At 68.9% G+C, this 23,892-nt stretch carries 25 protein-coding genes; 11 read left to right on the top strand and 14 right to left on the bottom strand.

The window, feature by feature from the left end; genetic code table 11:
- The first annotated feature begins 35 nt into the window (after positions 1-35).
- The 5 genes from ACZ6DL_RS21245 to ACZ6DL_RS21225 all read left to right on the top strand — a co-directional run bounded on the left by ACZ6DL_RS21245 (position 36) and on the right by ACZ6DL_RS21225 (position 4,641).
- Positions 36-1,397 carry a M20/M25/M40 family metallo-hydrolase gene (locus ACZ6DL_RS21245; protein ID WP_357124736.1) on the top strand — a complete coding sequence of 454 codons (1,362 nt, stop codon included), beginning with the start codon at positions 36-38 and terminating at the stop codon, positions 1,395-1,397.
- Positions 1,398-1,422: 25 nt separating this feature from the next.
- A complete protein-coding gene (locus tag ACZ6DL_RS21240; RefSeq protein WP_466053433.1) occupies positions 1,423-1,956 on the top strand; it encodes a YbhB/YbcL family Raf kinase inhibitor-like protein in 534 nt (177 codons plus the stop codon).
- 258 nt (positions 1,957-2,214) lie between these two features.
- Positions 2,215-3,108, top strand: a complete 894-nt coding sequence (locus ACZ6DL_RS21235; protein ID WP_466053431.1) for a hypothetical protein — start codon at positions 2,215-2,217, stop codon at positions 3,106-3,108.
- 166 nt (positions 3,109-3,274) lie between these two features.
- A complete protein-coding gene (locus ACZ6DL_RS21230) occupies positions 3,275-3,997 on the top strand; it encodes a hypothetical protein (protein WP_466053429.1) in 723 nt (240 codons plus the stop codon).
- Positions 3,998-4,215: 218 nt separating this feature from the next.
- Positions 4,216-4,641, top strand: a complete 426-nt coding sequence (locus tag ACZ6DL_RS21225; protein WP_393236574.1) for a hypothetical protein — start codon at positions 4,216-4,218, stop codon at positions 4,639-4,641.
- 70 nt (positions 4,642-4,711) lie between these two features.
- On the opposite strand, the gene ACZ6DL_RS21220 is transcribed toward ACZ6DL_RS21225, so the two are convergent.
- Complete coding sequence (locus ACZ6DL_RS21220) at positions 4,712-4,918, bottom strand: DUF397 domain-containing protein (RefSeq protein WP_466053427.1); 207 nt, start codon at positions 4,916-4,918, stop codon at positions 4,712-4,714.
- On the bottom strand, positions 4,915-5,757 hold the full coding sequence (locus ACZ6DL_RS21215; RefSeq protein WP_466053787.1) for a helix-turn-helix domain-containing protein: 843 nt from the start codon (positions 5,755-5,757) through the stop codon (positions 4,915-4,917). Before ACZ6DL_RS21215 ends, ACZ6DL_RS21220 begins: the two co-directional genes overlap by 4 nt.
- A 284-nt stretch (positions 5,758-6,041) precedes the next feature.
- On the opposite strand from ACZ6DL_RS21215, the gene ACZ6DL_RS21210 reads away from it, so the two are divergent.
- Together ACZ6DL_RS21210 and ACZ6DL_RS21205 are read left to right on the top strand one after the other, a co-directional pair.
- The gene (locus ACZ6DL_RS21210) at positions 6,042-6,599 is read left to right on the top strand and encodes a DNA-directed RNA polymerase subunit beta (RefSeq protein ID WP_466053425.1); all 558 of its coding nucleotides are present in this window, start codon (positions 6,042-6,044) and stop codon (positions 6,597-6,599) included.
- The gene (locus tag ACZ6DL_RS21205) at positions 6,596-6,823 is read left to right on the top strand and encodes a hypothetical protein (protein WP_040867034.1); all 228 of its coding nucleotides are present in this window, start codon (positions 6,596-6,598) and stop codon (positions 6,821-6,823) included. Before ACZ6DL_RS21210 ends, ACZ6DL_RS21205 begins: the two co-directional genes overlap by 4 nt.
- Positions 6,824-6,835: 12 nt before the next feature.
- Here ACZ6DL_RS21205 and ACZ6DL_RS21200 read toward each other — a convergent pair whose 3' ends face one another.
- The 4 genes from ACZ6DL_RS21200 to ACZ6DL_RS21185 all read right to left on the bottom strand — a co-directional run bounded on the left by ACZ6DL_RS21200 (position 6,836) and on the right by ACZ6DL_RS21185 (position 11,838).
- Positions 6,836-7,480 carry a class I SAM-dependent methyltransferase gene (locus ACZ6DL_RS21200; RefSeq protein WP_466053424.1) on the bottom strand — a complete coding sequence of 215 codons (645 nt, stop codon included), beginning with the start codon at positions 7,478-7,480 and terminating at the stop codon, positions 6,836-6,838.
- A gap of 113 nt (positions 7,481-7,593) precedes the next feature.
- Positions 7,594-9,426 (bottom strand): AMP-dependent synthetase/ligase, encoded by a 1,833-nt coding sequence (locus ACZ6DL_RS21195; protein WP_466053422.1) that lies wholly within the window; start codon positions 9,424-9,426, stop codon positions 7,594-7,596.
- 190 nt (positions 9,427-9,616) lie between these two features.
- Positions 9,617-10,360 carry a GTP cyclohydrolase II gene (locus ACZ6DL_RS21190; RefSeq protein ID WP_466053420.1) on the bottom strand — a complete coding sequence of 248 codons (744 nt, stop codon included), beginning with the start codon at positions 10,358-10,360 and terminating at the stop codon, positions 9,617-9,619.
- Positions 10,357-11,838 (bottom strand): PfkB family carbohydrate kinase, encoded by a 1,482-nt coding sequence (locus ACZ6DL_RS21185; RefSeq protein WP_466053418.1) that lies wholly within the window; start codon positions 11,836-11,838, stop codon positions 10,357-10,359. The genes ACZ6DL_RS21190 and ACZ6DL_RS21185 overlap by 4 nt, the downstream gene beginning before the upstream one ends.
- A 744-nt stretch (positions 11,839-12,582) precedes the next feature.
- Here ACZ6DL_RS21185 and ACZ6DL_RS21180 point away from each other — a divergent pair.
- On the top strand, positions 12,583-12,966 hold the full coding sequence (locus tag ACZ6DL_RS21180) for a hypothetical protein (RefSeq protein ID WP_466053416.1): 384 nt from the start codon (positions 12,583-12,585) through the stop codon (positions 12,964-12,966).
- Between the two features lie 12 nt (positions 12,967-12,978).
- Here ACZ6DL_RS21180 and ACZ6DL_RS21175 read toward each other — a convergent pair whose 3' ends face one another.
- The 3 genes from ACZ6DL_RS21175 to ACZ6DL_RS21165 are packed head-to-tail and all read right to left on the bottom strand — an operon-like array spanning position 12,979 to position 15,372.
- Positions 12,979-14,055 (bottom strand): quinone-dependent dihydroorotate dehydrogenase, encoded by a 1,077-nt coding sequence (locus tag ACZ6DL_RS21175; protein ID WP_466053414.1) that lies wholly within the window; start codon positions 14,053-14,055, stop codon positions 12,979-12,981.
- 4 nt (positions 14,056-14,059) lie between these two features.
- Positions 14,060-14,359: a DUF5703 family protein gene (locus tag ACZ6DL_RS21170; protein WP_466053412.1), complete on the bottom strand. Its 300-nt coding sequence runs from the start codon at positions 14,357-14,359 to the stop codon at positions 14,060-14,062.
- Positions 14,359-15,372, bottom strand: coding sequence for a YncE family protein (locus ACZ6DL_RS21165; RefSeq protein WP_466053410.1), 1,014 nt, complete (start codon positions 15,370-15,372; stop codon positions 14,359-14,361). The genes ACZ6DL_RS21170 and ACZ6DL_RS21165 overlap by 1 nt, the downstream gene beginning before the upstream one ends.
- Positions 15,373-15,472: 100 nt before the next feature.
- On the opposite strand from ACZ6DL_RS21165, the gene ACZ6DL_RS21160 reads away from it, so the two are divergent.
- The 3 genes from ACZ6DL_RS21160 to ACZ6DL_RS21150 are packed head-to-tail and all read left to right on the top strand — an operon-like array spanning position 15,473 to position 18,529.
- The gene (locus ACZ6DL_RS21160) at positions 15,473-15,880 is read left to right on the top strand and encodes a hypothetical protein (RefSeq protein ID WP_466053408.1); all 408 of its coding nucleotides are present in this window, start codon (positions 15,473-15,475) and stop codon (positions 15,878-15,880) included.
- Positions 15,881-15,886: 6 nt separating this feature from the next.
- Positions 15,887-16,420: a WKL family lipoprotein gene (locus ACZ6DL_RS21155; RefSeq protein ID WP_466053406.1), complete on the top strand. Its 534-nt coding sequence runs from the start codon at positions 15,887-15,889 to the stop codon at positions 16,418-16,420.
- Between the two features lie 15 nt (positions 16,421-16,435).
- Positions 16,436-18,529, top strand: coding sequence for an MMPL family transporter (locus tag ACZ6DL_RS21150; RefSeq protein ID WP_466053404.1), 2,094 nt, complete (start codon positions 16,436-16,438; stop codon positions 18,527-18,529).
- A gap of 126 nt (positions 18,530-18,655) precedes the next feature.
- Here ACZ6DL_RS21150 and ACZ6DL_RS21145 read toward each other — a convergent pair whose 3' ends face one another.
- From ACZ6DL_RS21145 to ACZ6DL_RS21125, 5 genes are all read right to left on the bottom strand, one after another.
- Positions 18,656-19,240, bottom strand: a complete 585-nt coding sequence (locus ACZ6DL_RS21145) for an isochorismatase family protein (protein WP_466053402.1) — start codon at positions 19,238-19,240, stop codon at positions 18,656-18,658.
- Entirely contained in the window at positions 19,237-20,544 is a 1,308-nt protein-coding gene (locus tag ACZ6DL_RS21140; protein WP_466053400.1) for an MFS transporter, read from the bottom strand. Before ACZ6DL_RS21140 ends, ACZ6DL_RS21145 begins: the two co-directional genes overlap by 4 nt.
- Positions 20,545-20,829: 285 nt before the next feature.
- Positions 20,830-21,663 carry a heme ABC transporter ATP-binding protein gene (locus ACZ6DL_RS21135; protein WP_466053398.1) on the bottom strand — a complete coding sequence of 278 codons (834 nt, stop codon included), beginning with the start codon at positions 21,661-21,663 and terminating at the stop codon, positions 20,830-20,832.
- Between the two features lie 88 nt (positions 21,664-21,751).
- Positions 21,752-22,837, bottom strand: a complete 1,086-nt coding sequence (locus ACZ6DL_RS21130; RefSeq protein ID WP_466053396.1) for a FecCD family ABC transporter permease — start codon at positions 22,835-22,837, stop codon at positions 21,752-21,754.
- The gene (locus tag ACZ6DL_RS21125; protein ID WP_466053394.1) at positions 22,834-23,892 is read right to left on the bottom strand and encodes a heme/hemin ABC transporter substrate-binding protein; all 1,059 of its coding nucleotides are present in this window, start codon (positions 23,890-23,892) and stop codon (positions 22,834-22,836) included. Before ACZ6DL_RS21125 ends, ACZ6DL_RS21130 begins: the two co-directional genes overlap by 4 nt.

Below are 23,892 nucleotides of genomic sequence, written 5' to 3'. Positions count from 1 at the left end.
GTTCGCACCGCCGCGCGGGTGGTAGGAAAGGGGGCGTGTCCGCAACTGGCGAAGGAATCGACCCGAACAGAAGCTCGCGCGCGGTGTCGGAAGTGGTGGAGCTGGTCAGTACGCTGATCCGCTTCGACACCTCCAATACCGGTGATCTGGCCACCACCAAGGGTGAGCGCGAATGTGCGCAGTGGGTGGCAGACCAGCTGCACCAGGCGGGCTATGTCACCGAATACGTCGAATCCGGTGCGGAAGGTCGCGGCAATGTCTTCGCGCGGCTGGAAGGCGCCGATCGCAGTCGGGGCGCCCTGATGATCCACGGGCACCTGGACGTGGTGCCCGCCGAGGCCGCGGACTGGAGCGTGCATCCGTTCTCCGGCGCGGTGCGCGACGGCTACGTGTGGGGTCGCGGCGCGATCGACATGAAGGACATGGTCGGGATGGCGCTGGCGGTGGCCCGCCAGTTCAAACTCGAGGGGACGGTGCCGCCGCGCGATCTGGTCTTCGCGTTCCTGGCCGATGAGGAGAACGGCGGCAAGTGGGGCTCGCAGTGGTTGGTGGACAACCGCCCCGATCTGTTCGACGGCGTCACCGAGGCGGTGGGGGAGGTCGGCGGATTCTCGCTGACCGTGCCGCGCCCCGACGGCACCGAACGCAGGCTGTATCTGGTGGAGACAGCCGAGAAGGGTCTGGGCTGGATGCGGTTGCGCGCCAAGGCCCGTGCCGGCCACGGCTCGTTCCTGCACGAGGACAACGCCGTCACCATCCTCGCCGACGCCGTGTCCCGGCTGGGCAAACACACCTTCCCATTGGTGCTCTCGGATTCGGTGGCCGCCTTCCTCGCCGCCGTCGCCGAGGAAACAGGTCTGGAATTCGATCCGTCCAGCCCCGACATCGAGGGTCAGCTGGCCAAGCTGGGGACCATTTCGCGCATCATCGGCGCCACCCTGCGCGACACCGCCAATCCCACCATGCTGCAAGCCGGTTACAAGGCCAACGTGATCCCGCAGACCGCCGAGGCGGTGGTGGACTGCCGCGTGGTTCCCGGGCGGCAGGCGGCGTTCGAACGGGAGGTGGACGAGCTGATCGGCCCCGACGTCGAACGCGAGTGGATCACCAAGCTCGACTCCTACGAGACGACCTTCGACGGCGATCTGGTCGAGGCGATGAACAACGCCGTGCTCGCCCATGATCCGCGCGGCCGCACGGTGCCCTACATGCTCTCCGGCGGAACGGACGCGAAAGCGTTCGCCCGCTTGGGTATTCGTTGCTTCGGTTTCGCCCCGCTGCAGCTGCCGCCGGAATTGGACTTCACCGCCCTGTTCCACGGCGTCGACGAGCGGGTGCCGGTGCAGGCCCTCGAATTCGGCACCCGCGTGCTGGAACACTTCCTACTGCACAGCTGATCCGATCCGCAAGAGAGAGGTTTTCATGACCTACGACCCCTACGACGCGCTTCCGAAGGTGCCGTCGTTCACCCTCACCTCCACCGACGTCACCGACGGCCGGCCCTTCGGCAACGACCAGGTCAGCGGCGTCTTCGGCGCGGGAGGCAAGGACATCTCCCCGCAGCTGTCCTGGTCGGACTTCCCGGCGGAGACCAAGAGCTTCGCGGTCACCGTGTACGACCCCGACGCCCCCACCGCCTCCGGCTTCTGGCACTGGGCGGTTGCCGATATCCCCGTGAGCGCGACCTCGCTGCCTGCGGGCGCGGGCAGCGGTGAGGAAGGCGGCGCCTTGCCGACCGGCGCGATCACCCTGCGCAACGACGGCGGCTTCCACGGCTTCGTCGGCGCCGCCCCGCCGCCCGGTCACGGCCCGCACCGCTACTTCATCGTCGTGCACGCCGTCGACGTCGAAAGTCTCGGCATCGACGAGAACGCCACGCCCGCCTACCTCGGCTTCAACCTGTTCTCCCACACCCTCGCCCGCGCGACCTTGATCGCCACCTACGAGCAGAACTAGTGCCCCGTCACGTGATCGTGGCCCTGAGCGAAACGCTCGGGGCCACAGCGTTTTCTATCGCGGGTTCGGCGGGAGGCACCCCGGGCGCCCGGAAACGCATACTCGAATACCCGCTCGGCGGCACCTTGTCGGCGGTGCGCCTGCCGATGTTCCCCCGTGACGGGAAGCTACCGAGAACCGTGTCGTTAGTCTGGCAACCCGGAGTGTGACGGACCGCCGTCCCGGGAATCGAACCTCACTGCGTCTCCGAAGGCTTGCATGACTCGCACCACCCCGCCCCGGCCCGTCGACCTCGCGGCCACCTTCCCCGCGCTGGCCCCGCTGGCCCGGACCGCGACCCGGCTGCACCCACGCCCCGGAACGCCTACGCCGCAAACCAGTTCGGTCGGCGGTCCGCTGCTGTGGCCGGCGACCGAACTGTGGCCACACTGCCACGCCGAAGACCACGATGGGGACCCGGAGTTCGATGGTCCGATCGCGATGGTGCCGGTGGCGCAGTTGTACGTCCGTGACGTGCCCGGTTTGCATCCACCCGAGGGAGCGGACCTGCTGCAAGTATTGTGGTGCCCCTTCGAGCACGACACCGATGGTCTGCCCGAGACCGCGCTGTTCTGGCGATCCGCGGCGCAGATAACCGACGTCCTGGTCGATCCTCCGGATCCGGCGGCCTTCGACTCGGATCTCCTGCCCGAACCGTGCATGATCCATCCGGAACAAGTGATCGAATACCCGAACTCGGCGGAACTCGAGGGCGAGCTTCGGCAGCGAGTGGGCCGGTGGACCATGGCCCAGATTCCCGGTGTCGAATTCGGCGGTCTCGAAGACCGCGATCATCCGTACAACTTCTTGTGTATCGCGCCCGGATGGAAGATCGGCGGCTTCGTCAATTGGGGCATGCAAGATCCCTATCCGAACCCCTGCCCCACCTGCGGCACGCCGACCGAGCCGCTACTGACGATCGCCAGCTCCGAGTGGCAATCCGATGTCCGCCATTGGATCCCGTACGAGGACCAGGCCGCCGACTTGTCATGGGGTGCTGCACAAAACGGCCCGAGCATGCCGACCCGGGTCTGCGTCTCCGACCGCAACGACCAGATCATCCGAGTCTGCCCGAAATCGCCTGAGCACCCGCACATCCAGATGATGCAATAGCCAGGCGCACGAGCATGCATCATTTTGGAGCGGACGGCTCAGCGGCCGCGTGTTCCCCTCGGTGTTCGATACCAGTAGCCATCCCGGCGCGGACGGGTTCATCGAGTCCCTTCGGGGTTTTGTGGCGCGGTCCCCGGACCGGCGGTACCGCGACGCGGCCGAGCGGTTGCTCGACAGCGGAAGACCGTTCCTGTCGGTCATCCCGATGCGCGCGCATGCATCGGTGCATGAAACCCAGAACGCACAGGAGTTCGTGGACTTTCCCGCGCTGTGCGAACTGACCATCCGTGAATTCACCGTGCCGGATTGCCTGGATCTGCGGCTCGAAGCGCACCGCGAGTTCTTCTGCACCGAGCTCGTGGAAGCCGACCCTATCAACGCACGGGCGCGGTTCGCCGACACCCGCCATGAGTCCACAGTGGACTTCATCTCGGTGTTGAGCGCCATGATCTTTCCCGAATTGGGCGGCGAGATGTTCCACGCCGCAGTCGGAAATGTACTGCGCAAGCGTCGCTACCAGGGCCTGGTTTTTCCGTCCGCGCGCAACGACTCGCGGGTCGTGAACGTCGATGGCGTGCTCATGGAGCACAGCGGGTGGAACTTCGTCGACTATCGGGGCGCGCCAAAGGTCGGCAAGCGTGGTGTCCATCATGACGGGCCGATCGGCCGCCTGCTGCACCGACAGGATCTCGGCGACCTAGGCGTGCAGGCCTACATCGTCGATCAGCACCCATGCGACGGCGTGGAACGTGAGGCCACCGGATATATGACAGAGGGCGTCGCGGCCCAGGAATGGCGGCGCATCGAGCACGAGCTCGCCCATCTCGCTGCGGGCAGGACACCGGGGTTTTTCTACGACCGGTTCTCCTTGCGGCCGCTGCGCGAGTGACAACCGAACTGGTGCCAGACGCCGTACCTCGGTAGCCGTGTCCGCGATTTTTGGTTGATGCGACGGCCTCAGGCGTGGGTGAATGGCACCACCAAAGCCGACTAGTCGGTATTCCCAGCGGTGGTTCGCGCTCGTCGCGCTGCGGCCACCCGGAGGCGTTACGCTGCCGCTGGACAGCCGCCCAAGTGGGCGCGCGATGGACTGATGAGGGTACGAACTTGATCATTCGCACGGAAACCGCCTGGGTGCTCTTCTTCGCCGGGCTCATCTTCCTGTGGGCGCTGGTTCTCGGCGTGTGGAAATGGCAGGCGATGACCACCTCGCCGGACGGTCTGGCACACCCCTATGTCGACATCGCCCACCGCGCCGCACTGCTGTACTCGTTCGCCACCGGTTTGATCGCCTGGTTCGTCGAATTGTCCGGCTGGCCGACGGCGGTGAACGCCACCGCGGCCGGGGCGATCATCGCACTGTTCGTGGTGACGATCGCGAACTACATCCGTCTGGGCTTGCAGCGCGAGACCGACAACCAGATGCGCAACCCTCCGCCGTCGATGCGTTTCGTCCTCGCCGCTCTGATCATCGGTGAGATCGGCGGATTCTGCGTGCTCCTGGTCGGCTTCGCCGTAGAGCAGTTGGCGTAGTCCCTGCTCACTCTTTCAGCGCCGCGAAGCCCGATCAGGGGCACAAGGCGTCGCTGGGCTTCTGCTCGCGTCAGGGGCGGTCGAATTCGCCTCGAGCTACCGCAGTCGTGAATGCGTCCCAGGCGCTATCGGTGAACACGAGGGCCGAACCCGACAGGTTTTTGGAATCCCGCGTGCCTATCAGCCCGCCGTCCAGGAATGCCACCTCGACGCAATCCTGGTTAGGTCCGCTGCGACTGCTCTTGAACCACGCCGCCTTCGCCAGGTCGGTATTCACCCGCCATACTCCTTAGCGATCTTCAACACCAGTTCCCTGGTTTCCTGCTCATCCAGCGCGGCGGCGCGAATCGCCTTGCACGCCGTCCTGTACTGGTCGATCTCAGTGGGCTTGTCCAGGTAGAGGGCGCCCGTGTAGCCCTCAACGTACACCACCGGCGGCTCGGTGAAGGACTGCAATGCTGGGAACTCCATGAGCGTGAAAGATCCCGTGACCAGGGGGAATACACGCTCGGTGTGGAATGGCACCACGCGAAGCGTGACGGTGGGTAACCGCGAAACATCCAGGAGATGGTGGAGTTGTTCCGTCATAACCGGTGGCCCACCAACCCGGTATCTCAGCCCCGCCTCTCCGAGGTACACGTTCATGCTGAAGCGGTCGCGCGATTCCTGTAGGCGCTTCTGGCGCGTGGCCGCGATCTCGATCCGACGTTCGACATCGGCTGTGGGCATTCCGGGATACGCGCCCCAGATCACCGCACGCCGGTAAGCAGGGGTCTGGAGCAGGCCGGGAAGCAAGGTGAGATGGAAGGTGGTCAGCTTCTTGGCCGCTTCTTCCAATCCGAGATAGAGATCGAAGTAGGTGGGCACCGCATCGCCGTAGGCATGCCACCATCCGGTTCTCTTGGTCTCACGAACCAAGCCCATGAGCGCTGCCGTGTCATTCTCGTCAACTCCATACAGTTCACAGAGGGCCTTGATGTAGATGTCCTTGAGCTTCACACCCTGACCTCCCTCCAGCCGCCACATGGTTTGCGGCGATACCTCGATGACTCTGCACGCCTGCGCGACTGTCACACCGGAGGCCTCGCGGAGCTGACGCAGTCGGCGGCCCAACATGCGACGCGGAACTGTGGAGCCCGAACTCTCGGTCATTAGCCAACCTCACGGCGGTAGGTGAATTTGGAAGGATCTGCACAGCCACTCTGGAAGATGGGGAGAAATCCAGACTACTCGCGCCCTGGAATATTCCAAAGAGCCCACGATGGGCGTCTACTAGAGGTGCGTCAGGCACTGCGAGCGAAACGCCAAGTCGCAGGAGGCAATCGGCTCCGCTCGGCGACAGGCCGACCGCGGCGAACCGGGCGCGACTCATCCAGATGTGCGATTCAGTAGGGGGCTCCATGGTTCAAATAGATTTCGGACGCACACCACTGTCCCGGTGCGCCTACTACCGGCAGGTGTGCGACCTGCCCGCGCAGGTGGATCCACCTCAGGTGGGGCGCATCGTGCTACGTATGGGGGTGGCGTGGGCGGTGATCATGCCCGCCACGCTGGGCCAGGATGTGAAGGCCTGGATGCAGCGGCACCACCATCGGATCGGGCCGATCATGACGCATCCCCGGTCGAAGCGGTGGACGTATCTGACGCAGCCCGACCTGCCGGATGACATCATGCTGTTCGCCGAGATGTTCCGGCTCGACGTCTCGTTGGTGCGCGCCGGCGGAACCGTGGCGCTGCCGAGCCCGGCCGATCGGGGGACGACGTTCCGCGCCTGGGTCGCTCGCCCCGACAGCGCTTTTCGTCCCTCCGGGAGCGTCGTGGTGGCCGCTATCCGTGGATGCGTGGCGGAGCGGGTTGCACGGCGGAAGCGAGGCTTCACGGTCTCGGCGCACTACGGGATCGGCCTCGGACTCCGGCAGAGCGATACACACGACCACGCGAAGGAGCGGCGGCGGTGAACGGCGCCGAGCGCCGTGGTTCTCCGCTCCCGTCGGAGCCGGATGTCCATTTGTCGGTGTTCTGGCACGGCGCCCGAATGGATTACGTCGCCTGCGTCACCGCGGCGTGCTTGTTCGTCCAGGAGTGGCGTGCCCGGCACTGGCACGACGCGGTCGAGGTGTCGATGGACGACATCGAGGGGTATCCGCGATTGCCTTGTGAACGGTTGTATCTGGAGCCGTGAGGGCCCACCCGGTCAGGCGGGGGCGTCGTAGATCAGGGTGTAGCGCCAGAACAAGCGGCGGCGGATCCGGGCGCCGGGCAGTTCCCGCGCGGCGGCGGCGCGGATGTCGGCGAGGGTCTCGGTCGGCTCGGCGATGGGTGCGGTCATGTGCGGGGGCAGCGTTTCGGCGCGAGCCGGGTGCTTGATCAGTCCCATGACGGGGTTGGCGGCTATGGCCGGTAGGTCGGCGAGTACGTCGAGGGGTCCGGCGTGGCGGTAGCAGCCGACGATCGCGAGCCGCCCGCCCGGGGCCAGACAGTCGCGCAGTTCCCGCAAGGTGGGCAGCAAGGGGAGGTGATGCAGGACGGCGACGAGGGTGACGGCGTCCCACCGTCGCTGGTGGTCTCGACCGGCGAAGCCGGCTTCGACGATGGTCACCGCGGGGTCGTCGGCGAAACGCTGCGCCGCCAGTCGGGCAGTCGCGGGGTCGGGTTCGAGCGCGGTGACGGTGGCGCCACGGTCGCGCAGCCGGGCGACGAGGTTGCCTGTGCCGCATCCGACATCGAGGACGTGATGGGCACCGGCCGCTGCCACCCGGCGTACGACCCACGCACCGTAGTGGTCGTTGTGGCTCCACGGATGTCGCCGATTGAACCGGTCGAGTCGAGACAGCAGCACCGTTCCATTCTCCCGGCGGGGCCGCGGCGGTCGGCATCCGGGGCCTCGGGGATCGGCGTGAAAGACTGTGGCCCTGGACGTAATGCCCAGGGCCACAGTGCGTTCCGGCGAGCTTACTTGACGCTGATCACCCGGTCGGAGGGTTCTTTCGCGTACAGCGCGTCGATCTCGGCCTGGTATTTGGCCGCGATGGGGGCGCGCTTGAGCGACATCTTCGGGGTCAGTTCGTCGCCGCCGGGCTCCCAGACGGCGCCGAGAACGGTGAACCGCTTGATCTGCTCCACGCGCGAGAGTTTGGCGTTGCCTGCCTGGACCGCGGCGAGCACCTCGTCGATGATCTGGCGGCGGGTGGCCAGGGCCGCGATGTCCTCGCCGGTGGCGTCGAGTTCCTTGGCGCGGATAGCGGCGATGTCGGGGTCGAGCACGACCAGGGCGGCGATGTAGGGCTTGGCGTCGCCGATGGCGACGACCTGGCCGATCAGCGAGGAGGCGGCCTTCACCGAGTTCTCGATGTTGGTGGGCGCGATGTTCTTGCCCGCCTCGTTGATGATCAGTTCCTTCTTGCGGTCCACGATCCGCAGGTAGCCGTCGGCGTCGAGGGTGCCGATGTCGCCGGTGTGCAGCCAGCCGTCGGAGTCGATGGCCTCGGCGGTCTTGTCCGGCATGTTGCGGTAGCCGCGGGTGACGATCGGGCCGCGCACCAGCACCTCGCCGTCGGCGTCCAGCCGCAGATCGATGCCGTCCACCGGGCGCCCGACCGAGCCGGGGCGGGGCTTGTCCAACTCGGTGAAGGTGCCCACGCCGGTGGTCTCCGACATGCCCCACACCTCGCTGACGGTGAAGCCCAGGCCGAGGAAGTATTCCAGGGTCTCCGGCGGGATGGGCGCGGCGCCGGAGGAGGCGACGTGCAGCTGATCGAGCCCGAGGGCGTGGCGCAGCTTGGACAGCACCAGCGTCTCGGCGATCTTGTGCTGCGCGCCGAGCAGGGGACCGCGACCCGTGCCGGCCAGGTCGGCGCGCGCGGCCGCGATTCCGGTGCTGATCGCCCAGTTGGCCAGCGCTTTCTTGACCGGGCTCGGTTCTTCGGCGAGTTTGCCCTCCACTCCGGCCTTGATCTTCTGCCACACCCGCGGGACGCCGAAGAAGACGGTCGGTCGCGCGTCGGGCAGGGCGGCGGCGACCTCGCGCGGGTCGGGCACGGTGGTGATCTGGATGCCGGTGAGCAGGTTGATGGCGTGGGCGGAGATCCGGTCGGCGACGTGCGCGGCCGGCAGGTAGGACACCGCACGATCGTCCAGGCCGACCGGCAGCGGGCCGTTGACCAGGGCGATGATCTGGGCGAGCACGTTGCGATGGGTGATCTCCACGCCCTTGGACGGGCCGGTGGTGCCGGAGGTGTAGATCAAAGTGACCAGGTCGTCGGCGCCGACGGCCTGCCAGGCGGCGTCGAAATCGAAGTCGGCGGCGGGCGCGGCCTCGACCTGTTCGAGGGTGACGGCGCCCTCGGCGGGGCCGTCGACCATGATGATGTGCTCCACCGGCACCCCGGCCGCGATGATCCGGTCGAGGAACACCTGTTCGGTCACGACGACTTTGTTGCCCGCGTTGGTGAACAGGTGGGTGATCTGCTCGGGGGAGCTGGTGTTGTAGATGGAGAACGGGGTGGCGCCCAGGTGCAACGCGGCGGTGTCGACGAGGTTGAACTCGGGACGGTTGGTGAGCATGATGCCGACGGTGTCACCGTGGCCGACGCCGAGTCCGGCCAGGCCCGCGGCGATCGAGCGCACCCGTTCGGCGTACTCGCGCCAGGTGTATTCCTGCGTGCCGCCTACCTTGCGCAAGGCGATCTGGTCGGGACGCAGCCGTGCGGTCTCCTGGAATGCGGCGGGGACGGTGTACACCGTCTTGCCCGACTGGTGCGCGTATCCGATTTCTGTTGTCGTCATATCCCTGTTCCCGATAGCGCTGGCGTGAACCGGACACCGGTATCCACCGGCGCACGATCCGGGACTCGAATCCTGACGCGGTGCGGTGAATGCACTGTCAGTCTCTCACGAGTCGGCGCGCCACATGTGGCGCGGCTCACTCATGGTAGCCACAGGAGGGAAGCGGGGTGGGGCAAACTTCAACAATCCTTCAGGCACCGATCAGATCCGGCGCGGAGCCGGGCCCGGGGCGCGAGCGGAAGTTCTCACCAGGTGTGAGGACAACCGGGTCGGCGGCAGGCGGCTCATCGGCCGCTCGCGACCTGCCGCCTGGCTCGTCGAGTGCCCACGGCGCGGCATCGGTCGGTATCCAGTGCTTGCGCCGGGTGCGCTTGGCCTCCAGATAGTCGCGGGCCCGCTCGCTGAGCGCGCGCGTTCGCAACGGCACCGCGGTGACCCCCAACCCCTCCTGCCGCAGCGCCTCCACCTTGGCGGGATTGTTGGTCAACAACTGCACCGAACGCAATCCCAGATCGGCCAGCGCACGAGCGGTGGTGGCATAGGTGCGGGCATCGGCGGGGTAGCCGAGGGCCTCGTAGCTGGCGAAGGTGTCCGCGCCGGAGCGCTCGCTTTCCCGATAACCCAGCGCCTTGGCGATCAGTCCCGCGCCACGGCCCTCCTGCTCCAGGTAGACCAGCACACCGCTGCCCGCGGCCTGGATGAGATCCAGCGCCTTGTCCAACTCCGGCCCACAGTCGCAGTCCTGCGAACGCAGCGCCTCCCCGTACAGGCAGCGGGAGTGCACCCGCACCAGGCAGCCGTCGGCGACCGCGCCGAACAGCAGCAGGTGCCCCCGCTCACCGTCCCCGTTCACCTCCACCACCCGAACTCGCAGATCGTGCCCGTTGCGACGGAACCGATGTTCGGTGTCGGCAGGATCCACAACGTTGGTCAATGCTCCTCCGTAGCGAGTTTGAAGATTCGCTCGACCTCACTCACCAGTGGCATCGACCCGGGGACGTCCCCGATCGATTGCGTCGCCACCATCGCGGCGGTCGCCCAGACGTAGTCGTTGCGTGCGGCGGGGCGGCGCGTCGAAACGAGACGATATACCAGGGCGGCGGAGAAGGCGGCGTGAGCGCCGACCGAGTCCTGCAGCGCTGTCGGAAACGGCTGGAAGCGGTCGCTGACCTGCTCCGACCACACCGCGCACCGGAAATCCCGAATGGCGCAGACCGAGCCGACCCCGAGCGCGCGCAGCCGGGTGGCGGTCTGGTCGGTGTCCGGTGCCGCGCCGTCGGGCGACATCGCCAGGGCCCGCAAGTCGTTGTCGCCGCCGACGAGGTAATCCACCACACCCAGATGCTGATACAGGTATTGGGGCCGATCCAGCCGCGGCGCGGGGTGCACCACCATCAGCGGCCGGTCGGGCAGTCCGCGCACCTGCGCCATGACCTGCTCGATGACGCCGGTGGGTTGTTCGAAGGTCAGCAGCACCGCATCCGAGGAGGCGATCGCCGAGCCGATGGCCTCGCTGCGTAAATCTCGGGCGCTCAACCGGATTCGCTCGTCTTTGCAGCCGATCGTGCTCGCCGCGCCGGTGCCCGCCACAGTCACCGCGGTCACCGGCGTCGGGGCGTAGGGCACCACTTTGACCAGTTCGGTCTCGACGCGTTCGCTGCGCAGGTATTCCAGGATGCGGCCCCCGGCCTCGTCATCGCCGACCGCGGAGATCAACCGCACCCGCAACCCGAGCCGGGCCGCCGCCACGGCCCGCGTGAGCCCCTTGCCGCCGGGATGTTGCCGGTAGCTGCCGCGCGCGGTGCCACCGGGTCCCGGGATCCGGTCCACCACATATATATGGTCGATGACCGCGTCGCCGATCACGGTGACCACACCGCGGGTCTCCACCGGATCGGCTTCGGCCGCAATGGTTTCGGCAGCCGCGCCGAAGTCCACGGCGTGCGCGCCGTCGAACACCGAGGCCGTGGCCAGCCGCGTGGCCAGCTCGGTGAACGCCCGGCGCTCGGGAGCCCCGCGCAGCGAACGCACCGACAACGTGTCCGGAACCGGTTGCGCCCCCAGTGCTTCGTGCAGCACCGTCCACTGCGCGGCGAGGTATTCGCGCCGCTCACCCAGATCCGAGGCGTAGAGCCGACCGGGATCGACACCGGCGGGCGGGTTTTCGCGCAGCAAACCCAGCGACAGCTCAGCATCCACCACGAGCCGGTCGGTGATATCCAATCGCAGGCTCAGCTCGCGCACCAGTGGCGGCACCGCTTGTTCCCGGTCGATGCCCGCGCGCCGCGCGTACTGCCGCACGGCCAGCAGATCCAGCAGGGGCGATACGTCGATTTCGGTGCTGCGCAACCGATCCGAACTCAGCCCTGAGCGTTTGCACAACCGGGTGAGGATGTTGCGAACGGCAACCATTCCCGAATCCTGCGGGACCATGGCGATGTCACCCCTTCGATCGGCGCGACACGGGGGTGCCGGGCGCATGTTGGCCACACAAATCGGGTTTAGCCAGCGGGCAAATTGTCAATTACCAAATTACAACGGCAATTGCGCTCGGGGAACGGCAAATGCCACACTGGAAGTGGCGATCCCCATCGCACCACCAGGCAATCGGGAGGGCTGGTGAGGAGAATGATTCTTCAGATACGGCAGCCGCGACGGCGGCGGCGACATCGCCCCGCCGGACCCGATATCGAGCTGGTGCCGAAGCCGGTGATGGACTAAACGAGCCCCCGGACATCCCGCGCGGCAACGCACCCGTCATCGCCCCGGCACGCCGGTTTCCCGATCACGCATCTCAGCTGCCCTCGGACGCCGCTATGCGGCGTGTCTGCCGGGCCGAACCGTAGCCGCGGCGCACTCGACCGCGACAAGACTTCGCACACCCCCATCGACGCGCAGCCGCGCCTTCGACCACCGGCTTGCCCGAGGCTGCGGCTGCCCCGGCTGCCGCACACCTGCGAGCCATTCCTCGGACCACCCGGCCCGCCGAGAGACTTCCTCGGCCCGGGTACCCACCACGGCCGCAGGCCCGGCGGAATTCACGGTGCGGCGCGACCACCGCGCCACACCAGCGGATGCACGACGAGAGGCATTCGTGATCATCGAACTCAGCCCCCTGGAGCCGGCCTCACTCCACCTGTTGCACCGGAGACCGCGATGACCATCCACACCACCGAATGGACGATGACCAGTGACATAACCCCGGAATCGGCCTACCGTGACACCGACGCGACCGACTCCTGGCGGCTGAGCTGGTTACCGGACCGGCGATTGACCCGCGCGCAGGCACTGGCCGGGATGTCGCTGGACGAACTGCTCAGCGACCCGCACGTCGTGCACGACCGCATGACCCAGGCCCGCGTCGAGGTCTATGCCGACCAACTGGGCATCCTGCGCGACCACGCGGTGATCCTGCTCGCCAAGGCGATGGCGGCGCGCCTGGGCCGGGAACTGGGACCGAAGGGAGATCCGGCCCCGCCGGGGCGCAGCACCCGGCGCGGACGCACCCGCACTGTCGAACCACCGTTCGTGCACGGCTGAGTCCCGCTGATGTCAGGCGTGCGCTTTGTGCTCCGCGCCGACGGCTTCGCCGATGCTGCCGTACCCGCCGGCGCGCAACCGCTGCGCCAGGCCCCGATGGATCCCGCGCATCCAGAACGGGCCGCCGTAGATGAACCCGGTGTAGCCCTGCAACAGCGTCGCCCCGGCCAGAATGCGCTCCCACGCCTGGTCGACGGTTTCGATGCCACCGACCGAGATCAGCACCAGCCGGTCACCCACCCGCCGGTACAGCCGCCGCAGCACCTCGAGCGAACGGTCGGCGACCGGCGGACCGGACAGGCCACCGGCACCCATGGCGGCCACCGCGGCGGCGTCGGTGCGCAAACCGTCGCGGCGGATGGTGGTGTTGGTGGCCACGATGCCCGCCAACCCGAGTTCGACGGCCAGGTCGGCGACCGCGTCGATGTCCTCATCCGACAGATCCGGCGCGATCTTCACCAGCACCGGCACCCGCACACTGTCGAGCACCGCCCGCAGCAGCGGACGCAGGGATTCGACCGCCTGCAGATCACGCAGGCCCGGCGTATTGGGGGAGCTGACGTTGACCACGACGAAATCGGCCAGCGGCCCCAGCAGCGCGGCGCTGACGGCGTAGTCCTCGGCCGCGGCCTGCGGTTCGACGATCTTCGTCTTGCCGATGTTCGCCCCGATCGGCACCCCGCCGCGGCGTGCGCGCAGTCGCTCGGCCGCCGCGGCCGCACCGTGGTTGTTGAATCCCATCCGGTTGATCAGGGCGCGGTCGGCGGGCAGCCGGAACAACCGCGGCGCGGGATTGCCCGGCTGCGCCTGCGCGGTCACGGTCCCGATCTCGGCGAAACCGAACCCCAGCGGCGCCCAGGCATCGACACCGTCGGCGTTCTTGTCGAAACCGGCGGCCAGCCCCAGCGGCGCGGGGAACTCGACCCCGAATGCCTCGGCGCGCAGGATCGGATCGCGGGTGACGAGGACCTTGCTCATCACCCAGCGCAACGGCGCGACCGAGGCGGCCAACCGCATGGCCGCGAAGGCGAGATGGTGGATGCGTTCCGGCGCGAGGAGGAACATCAGTCGCAGAAGCAGGGCGTACATCGGCTCACATTCCGGGTTCGGGCTGGGGTAGTAGGGCGGATTTTCGCCGCCGCAGCAGCACCCGCCTGCTGCCGTCGGTGTAGGCGCGTACCCGCGAGAGTTCCCAGCCCCCGAATTCGGCCTGGATCGCCAGCCGCATGGACGCGGTCACCCGCGTGACGTCCGGCGGCAGCCGCAACGGCACGTACTCGTAGTCGTCGCTGGTGGTTTCCCAGCCCGCGGGCAGCGCGCGCCCGCGCCCCCGGTGCGCTTCCGGATCAGCAGATGTCGCGGAATCATCGCCCGCGCGTGGTGTCCGAGCCATCACTGCCCTCTCTTCCGATCGTCCGCACCGATCCGTTGCAGACCGTCGCCGGTCGCGGACCCCACGAACAGATCTCCGGTGCGTTGCTCGACGGCCACCGCGTTCGGCTGCCGGACGGTGGCGTAGCGGCCCACTTCCTTCGGTATACCAGTCGAGAGGTCGAATCCGACGACCTCGTTGCGCTGCGTGCACGTCACCCACACGGTGTCGGACCGTTGATCGTAGGCAAGTGCGTAAGGCGAAGATCCTACCGGGAAACGCTGCCGCAACACGAGTGGTCCCGCGGTGTAGACCAGCAGTTCACCGCCCGCGGTGTCGGTGACCACGAACCGGCCGCGCGTGTCGCCGATCAGCCGCGTGGCTCCGTCCCCGGCTCGCAGCGCCAGCCCGGGCCGCTGCTTGGCGGGGTCGAACTCGAAGATCGCGCTCTGATGCCGGTCGAGCACCGTGAGCTTGCCGTCGGCTTCGGCGAGTTCGTCGGCGGAGACCAGCCCGGACACGGTGCCGACCACCTTCCCCTCCGGCGCCAGTTCCAGCACGCGGCCGTCGGCGGTGCCGACCAGCAACCCGCCGTCCGGCCGGGCGCGCACCGACCGGACGTCGCCGTCGACGCTCACCTCGGCGATCACCCCGGACGCGAGATCCACCCGCAGCACCCGGCCCGGCGCGGCCGCCAGCATCTCACCCGGCCTGCCCGGAGTGAGACCACTCGCGCGCTCGGGCAACGTCACCGTGCGCACCACCGGCTGCGCGGCGGCCGGGTCGAGGACGGTCATGGCGGCGCCGTCCAGGCCCGCCAGCAACCCGCTCGCGGAATCGGCGGCCAGCTCGGCGACCGGTCCGGCGGGCAGCACCCGCCCGAGCGGCGGCGTCGTCACCGCGGGCGCGGGCGCCGCGGTGGCCGGCTGCCTGGTCGGCAGGTCGGGACCGCCGGGGCCGGAGGAGCATCCGGCCGACAGCACCAGCACCGCCGCACCCGCGAATGCCGAGACGAGCAAGGCGCGAGGGCGCATCCACCGAACTCCTTCTACCGACGAATCTTCCGCAACCTCACCATCTGACCATGATGACGCAACCGGCCGACCGACCGGGTTCGCCTCGAGCGGAATGTCGGTGACCAGGGTTACGGTGGAGACCCCACCGTCCGATATAGGGAGAACCGGGTTGAAAGCCGACCATTCGTCGGGATTTGCCATCGACGACCTCACCGTCGGCGCGTACGCGCACGGCTTCGGCACCACCGCCGACGGCCACCCCTTCGCGTTCCGCACCATCCGCGCCACCTTGACCCTGGAGGTCTACCGCCGCGACCTCGGCGACGCCGTGCCCGGCCCGGAGGACGTGCTCGCGGTCGCCGAAGCCACGGTCACCGACATCGACCTCGACGACGAACGCAGTGTCGCCGCCTTGGTGCGGGATATGATCCCCGACGCCGCGACGGTCGACGCCGCCGCGGAACGGGACGTCACGACCGTGCGTGCCCTACTCGGACGGCTCAGCTCCGTCATCGAAGGTATGTAGGAAGTGATGACCCACACACGACTCGCCCGCGCCGCGCTCACCGCCGCGGGCCTGCTGCCGGCGGTGGCCGCCGCCGCGTGCGACAGCGGAGCCGATGAGGCCGCGGTCGACGCCGCCCGCTCCTCGGCCAACGCCTCGCTGTCGTCCTCGATCGCCGTCTCCTCCAGCGCCGCCCACCCGCCGCTGCCCACCGCCGCCGACCTGGACGCCCAGATCAAGCGGGCACTGGACCCGGCGCTACCCGACAGCGAACGCACCGCGCTCATCGAGGACGGGGAATCCTTCCGTCAAGCCATCCCCGACATGTACAAGGCGCTGCAGGACAACCCGCGCGCCGTCTACGGCGTGACCGACCCGGTGTTCGACAACCACGACGGCACCCTGACCGCCACCATGCGCTTGGACAAGGACGGCACCGGCGCCGCGGTCCGCACCACCGTCGTGCACTTCGTGCTCGTCGACGGCAAGTGGAAGATCTCCCGCACCGACCTGTGCGGCATCCTGCGCTCGGCCGACTACCGCACCCCGGCCTGCGGCTGAGCGGGCCGCCACACGATGCGCCGTTCCGGATCACTGCGGTGGGGACGGTTCGTCCACCGCAACCGCTTCCTCGTCCTGGGCTTCTTCGCGCTGTTCGTCCTGGTCTCCGGCTGGTATGGCCGTGACCTGGCCGGGCGGCTGACCCAGGAGGGCTGGTTCGACGAGAGCAGCGAATCGGTGGCCGCGGCCGAACTGGCCGACCGCACCTTCGGCCGCGACACCGACAGCGACCTGATCCTGCTCTACACCGCACCCGAGGGCGCCACCGTCGACGACCCGGCGGTGCGCGGACCGGTCACCGCGCAGCTGGCCGGACTGCTGGGCGCCTATCCCGACCGCATCCAGAAGATCGACAGCTACTGGGACAGCCCGTTCTCCGCCCAGGCCACCGACGCCACCCACACCCACGCCTTCGCCAGCGTCGGATTACGCGGCTCGGGCACCGCGACCGTCGAGAACTACCTGGCGATCAAGGACCATCTCGGCGCCGGACGCGCCGGCGGCGGCCCCGGCGGCACGACCGTGCAGCTGGCGGGATTGCAGCCGATCGTCGAAGGCATCAACACCGGAATGCAGCGCGACATCAGGCGCGCGGAGATGATCGCCCTGCCGCTGGTGGCGATCCTGCTGTATTTCGTGTTCGGCGGCGTGATCGGGGCACTGCTGCCGGTGCTCATCGGCGGCATGACGATCCTGGGCACCCAGGGCGGGCTGCGGGCGCTGACCGACCACATCCAGGTCAACGTCTTCGCCAGCGCCGTGCTGACCCTGGTCAGCCTGGGCCTGGCGATCGACTACGGCCTGTTCACCGTCACCCGCTTCCGCGAGGAACTCGCCGCGGGCCACACCGTCGAAGAGGCCACCGCCCGCACCGTCGCCACCGCAGGACGCACCGTGCTGTTCTCGGCGGCGATCATCGCCCTCAGCCTCGGCGCGCTGTTCATCTTCCCCAACGGGGTGCTGCGCTCGGTGCCGCTGGGCGGCATCAGCTCGGTCCTGCTCGCGGCACTGCTGTCGGTGACCGCGCTGCCCGCCGCGCTGAGTATCGCCGGACACCGCATCGACTTCCTGGGCTGGAAACGCTTCTCCCGCAGCAAGACCGAAGCGCAGATCGACGCCGGATTCTTCTCCCGCCTGGCACTGTGGGCGATGCGCCGCCCCCTGGCGGTGGCCGTGCCGATCGTGCTCACCCTGCTGGCGCTGAGCATCCCGATGCGCCACATCGAATTCGGCGGACTCAGCGAACGGTATCTGGCCGACGACAACTCGGCGCGGGTCGCGCAGGAACGTTTCGACGTCCTGTTTCCCAGTTTCCGCACCGAACCGCTGAAACTGGTGGTGGTCGGCGCCGACGCGCGACAGCTGAGCGACATCCGCTACAGCGCCAACCAGATCCCCGGCCTGACCGGACGCTTCGAGCCCGCCGCACCCACCACCGACGGCATCAACGTCCTGGCCGCCGGGCTGACCGACAAACGCGACGCCGACCGCGTGATCGCCGCGCTGCGCGCCATCCCCGAACCACCGGGGGTGGCGGTGATGGTCGCCGGTGTGCCCGCACTGGAACGCGACAGCATCAACGGACTGCTCGACGGCCTGCCCCTGCTGCTGGCCCTGCTGGTCTCCGCGGCGCTGGCGATGATGTACGCGGCGTTCCGCTCGCTGGTGCTCGCGCTGAAGGCGGTGGCGATGAGCGCACTCAGCCTCGTGTCCACCCTCGGTGTGCTGACCTGGGTATTCGTCGAGGGCCACGGGGCGGGGATCTTCCACTTCACGCCCGGACCGTTGATGTTCGCGGTCCTGGCGCTGATCGTGACAGTGGTGTTCGGGCTGTCCACCGACTACGAGGTGTTCCTGCTGTCGCGGGTGTCGGAGGCACGCACCGGCGGCGCGGACGCCCCTGAGGCCATCCGCTACGGCATCGCCCACACCGGCGGCGTGATCACCTCCGCCGCCGCCATCCTCATCGTGGTCACCGGCGCGTTCGGGTTCTCGGACCTGGTGCTGATGAAATACATCGCCTACGGCATGATCGCGGCGCTGATCCTGGACGCCACCGTCATCCGCATGCTGCTGACACCCGCGGTGCTCAAACTCATCTGGCGATAACGCCGGTCCGGCTGGGCGGCCGGCGGCGCAGAGCCCGCCACGCGCGCTTCCGGGCACTCGAGGCCGATCCGCGGGCGCCGCGACGTGTGGTGGGTCCGTTCGGCCGACCGCGCCGGCGCCCGGGTGTCAGTCGAGGGCCTCGGCCAGCATTCCGATGATCTCGCTTGTGTGACCGGTCTCGCCGAGGAGCGGGAAGATCCGTTCGATGCTGTTGCGGTGCGCCCGCACATCCAGATCCGCCATGGCGTCGGTCGCGAGCGTGACGTGGTAGCCGTGTGCGTAGGCGGCACGCGCGGTCGACTCCACGCCGATGCTGGTGGTGAGCCCGGCCAGCACGATCTGTGTGACGCCGCGGCGGCGTAGCTGCAGGTCGAGGTCGGTGCCGTGGAAAGCACCCCAGGTGCGCTTGGTGACGGTGATGTCGTCCGGGTGGCCGGCGAGGTCATCGACGATGACATCCCAGTCCTCGGGCACGGCACCGGGCCGGCTGGGGATCTCGCTGCGTCCGGGAGCGGCGTCCGATCCGTCCGCTCGGGCCGTGACCCGCACCAGGACGACCGGGGCGCTGCGCTCACGGAATGCGCGGGCCAAGGCGACCGCCCGGGCCACCACCTCGGGGCCGGTATGGGGGACCGTGGGAGCGTTGATGATGGCGTTCTGCAAGTCGATGAGGACCAGCGCGCTGGAGGGGTCGAGTGCGGTGACCGTCATGAATGGTGCCTTTCTGCATCGGGGGCTGCGCTATTCGGCTCGGTGTGAGCCGCTTGTGGCCGAGCATGAGTTGTAGTCACCGCAAGCTCGGCTGCGGGTGCGGCATCCTGGCGGCGCGGTAGCAGCAGCGGGCTGGCGAGGATCAGCAGTCCCGCGATCGTGACAGCCGTGCGCGGGCTGGTGGCCTCGGCGAGCAGTCCGCCGAGCGCGCTGAGGATGGCGATGGCGGCGCTGCTGCCGATCGACCAGGCCGACAGGGTGCGGGCGATGCGGTCGTCGGGTGTGTGCTCGAGTCGATAGGTGGCCAGTACCGGGTTGTACAGGCTCATGCTGATGATGATCGCGAGTTCGACAGCGATCACTGTCGCGAGGCCCGCGACACCGGGCTGGACGAAGGCGAGGCCGATCAGCCAGACCGCGCGCAGTGTGCCGACTGCTCGCAGGATGCGGTGGCGGCCGTAGCGGGCCACGACAGTACCGGCGAGGCGTGAGCCGATGAGTCCGCCGAGGCAGGGGGCGGCGAAGGCGAGGCCGTACTGCCAGGGCGGGAATCCGAGCTGGCGCAGCAGCAGCACCGCGAGCAACGGCTCGGTGGCCATGATCAGTCCGTTGACGAGCAGCTGGTTGAGGTAGAGCGCCCGGAGGCCGGGATGAGCCAGCAGGTGCCGCCAGCCGTCGAGCAACTCACTCGCCCGGGGCTGTCGCTTGCCGGTTCGCCGCGAGTGTTGTTCCCGGCCTCGAATCGCTGTGATCCCCAGCGCGGAAAGCAGGTAACTGAGCGCGTCGGCCACCACGGTGGTGACCGGCCCGAACAGGCCGATCGCCGCCCCGCCCAGCGGTGGCCCGATGGCGATGGAACTCCAGTTCGTCGACTCGAACCGCGCGTTGGCCACGAGCAGGTCTTCCGGCCGGACCAGGGCTTTGAGGTAGGCGCCACCGGCCGCATTGAAGGCGATCTTGGCCGCGGCGACCACGGCTGAGACGACCATCAACTGGACGAAACCGATCCGGCCGAAGGCGTAGGCGACCGGGATCGACATCATCGCCGCGAACCGGGCCAGGTCCATCGTGATCATCACCGGTCGCTTGCGGCGAAACTCCACCCACGGCCCGAGCGGCAGCGCGATCAGCGCACCCACCGCAGGCCCCACCGCGGACAGCGCGGACACCTGAGCCGGGCCGGCGTGCAACACCAGCACGGCGATCAGCGGTAGTGCGCCGAACCCCAGCCCGGAGCCGTAGGCGCTGACCGCGTAGGACGCCCACAACCATCCGAACTGCCGACCCAGCGATCGTCCTGCCACCGAATCGCCTACCTTCCACTCCAGAACTCGCTGTTGACAGCAGTGATCAAAGCAAGGCCGAGAAGCCGGAATCAAACAACCGACCGGCGGCGAGCCACAACCGCGTGTTGTGAAAAGTGGTCTGCCGCAGTGTTCGGCGCGCACAGCCGGACGCCGAATGAGCAGCTCGGCCGACATGGTTACCGGCCATGCGACTCGATCCGAGCACCGACCATCCGGCGCCCGCCACGCCGCCGCGTGCGCAGCGACGACCACCGGCCGCGCCGGCCGGCCGATCTGCGCGGGTCAGCGGCGAACGGGAAGCACCAGTTGCGCCCCCGTCACGGGGTGATCGAGAACTTCCACCGGATGCTGGTAGACGCGCGTGAGCAGTTCGGTGGTGAGCACCACCCGCGGCGGTCCGTCCGCAGCGATGCGACCGGCGTCCAGCACCGCGACCCGATCGGCGTAGGCGGCCGCGATACCCAGGTCGTGCAGGACGACGACCACCGCCGCGCCGTCGGCGGCGCGGGCGGCGGCCAAACGCAGCACGGCCTCCTGATGGCCGAGGTCCAGAGCGGCGGTCGGCTCGTCCAAAAGCAGGGTGGCGGTGTCCTGCGCCAGCACGCGGGCCAACGCGACCCGGGCGCGTTCACCGCCGGACAGGGTGGGGAAAGCGCGGGTGGCGAGGTGTTCGACGTCGGTGGCGGCCATCGCGGCCGCGATGTGTTCCTCGTCGAGTTCGCGACGCTGGGTGCGGACCCACGGCGCGCGGCCCATCGCCACCACCTCGTGCGCGGTGAAGGGGAAACCGACGGTGTGGGTCTGCGGCAACACCGCCCGCCGCCGGGCCATGTCCAAGGTCGTCCAGTGCGCCAACGGCCGCCCGTCGAGTTCCACCGATCCCGCGCTGGGCGTCAATTCGCCCGCCAGCGCCGCCAGCAATGTCGACTTCCCCGCGCCATTGGGCCCCACCAGCGCCACGACCTGCCCCGCGACCGCTTCGAAGTCGACGCCGTCGAGCACCCGCCGCGCCTGCCCACCGCTGCGCCGGTCCACGCTCACCCCTGCCGCGCGCACCGTCGCCTCCCCCTTGCGCGGCCACCCCGGCAACTCGTGCACCGTCCGCAACACACTCACCCCACACCTCCCGGCCACCAACGGCACACCATCGAGAAAGCCTCCCGGCGTTCACCGCAGCCACGTGCCACACCCGTGAGAGGGGCGATCATGCCCAGCCTCCGGAGCGGGCTCGGGTGCGGCGCAGCAGCCAGAAGAAGACGGGACCGCCGATCAGGGAGGTGAGCATGCCCAAGGGCAGGTCGGCGTTGTCGACCAGGGAGCGGGCGGTGACGTCGGCGGCCAGCAGCACCACCGCGCCGACGACGGCGCTCAGGGGGATCAGCACCCGGTGGGCGGGCCCGACCAGCATCCGCACCAGGTGCGGCACGATCAACCCGACGAACAGGATGATGCCGGTGAACGCGACCCCGGCGGTGGCCAGCACCGCCACCACCACGATCACATTGCGCCGCAGACGCTCCACGTCGACACCCAGGTGACGAGCCGCCGATTCACCGAGCGCCAGCAGATCCAGCCGCGGCGCCAACAGCACCGCGGCGGCGACACCGACCCCGGTCAACGGCGCCACCACACCCACCGACTCCCACGTGGCCCCGTTCAGCGAACCCAACTGCCAGAACACGATCTGATCGCGGGCCGCGGGGGAGGCCACGAACAGCAGCAGCGCGATCAACCCGCCCGCGAACGCGTTGATCGCCACACCGGTGAGCACCAGCGTCACGACCTCGGTGCGCCCACCCGAGCGCGCCAGCAGATACACCAGCGACGTGGTCGCCAGCCCCGCGACGAACGCCGCCACCGCCACCGACCAGGCCGCCACGAACGCCCCGCCCACCACGATGACCGTGCCCGCCCCGACCGCCGCCCCCGCCGACACCCCGATCACCCCCGGCTCGGCCAAAGGGTTGGCGAACACACCCTGCAACAACGCACCCGCTGTCGCCAGCGCCGCCCCGACCAGCATCGCCAGCACCACCCGCGGGAACCGCACCTGCCACAGCGTCACCTCACCCGAGGGATGGGCGGGCATCGGCCCGATGTCCCACCCGATCCGGTGCAGCACACTGCCCGCCACCTCGACGGGCGTCGTCGGCACCTGCCCGATCGCCGCCGACGCCAACGCCAACGCCACCAACCCGGCCACCGCGACCGCGAACACCAGCACCACCCGCGAACGGCTCCGCGACTTCGGCACCGACGGCCGCGCCGCGTCGGTCTGCGAAACACTCATGCGTGCCCGGTGCCGTACACCGCCGCGCTCAGCGCCGCGATCACCCGGCCGGTGTTGGGGCCGAAACTCAACAGCACCGCATCGGACATGTCCACCACACGCCGGTCGCGTCCGGCCGGGGTCTGCGCGATACCGGGCACCTTCTGCAATCCCTCCACCCCACCGACGGACTTCAACCCGTCCGACATCACCAGCAGCACATCCGGCGCCGCACCGATCATCGCCTCGCTGGTGATCGCGGTGAACGGCTCGCTCACCCCGGCGACCGCGCCCGCGTCCCGCGCACCCAGCGCCGCGATCAACGCATCCGCACCCGATCCCGGACCGGCGAGCATCGTGATCGCGCTCGACCGCAGATACAGGAACGCGATGGTCAACCGGGGATCCCGCGCGGGCACCGCGGCACTGGCGGCGGCGATCTCGTCGCGGGTGCGCCGCGCCAGCGCCTGCCCCCGCTCCGGCACACCCAACGCGGCCGCGACCGCCTCGATCTGCGGCCCCACCCCGTCCATGGTGCGCTCCGGGTCGAAATACACCACCGTGACACCGGCCGCGCGCAACTGCTCACGCACCGCGGGCGCGGCGCTGGTGGTGTCGGTCAAGAACACCGACGGCCGCATCGCCAGCACCGACTCCACGTTCAGCGACCCGTTGCCCCCGGCCACGTTCGGCACCTCGCGCACCGCCGGAAACGCCGCCGACGTGCTGCGCCCCACCAGCTTGGGCCCCAACCCCAGCGCGTACACGATCTGGGCGAGGGTACCGTAACGGTCCACGGCGATGATGCGGGAGGCATCGGCGACGGTTACCTCGGCGCCGTCGAACGACCGCACGGTCACCGGCAGCACGGGCGTGGGCTCCGGCCCGATCGGCACCGGATCCAGATCGCTCAACGTCGCCGTCGTCGGCCCGTGCCCGCCGTGCGAGGAACCGGCGTCCGTGGCACACGCGACCGACCCGGCCAGCAGGCTCGCCGCGAACAGGGCCGCGAGCCCACGCCACCACCCGGTTCGGACTCGGTTCCCACGCCCACCCCCGGTCGCTGCAGTGCTCAT

The organism is Nocardia sp. NPDC041819, from assembly GCF_055590505.1.
This window is presented reverse-complemented; position numbering and strand designations above follow the sequence as displayed.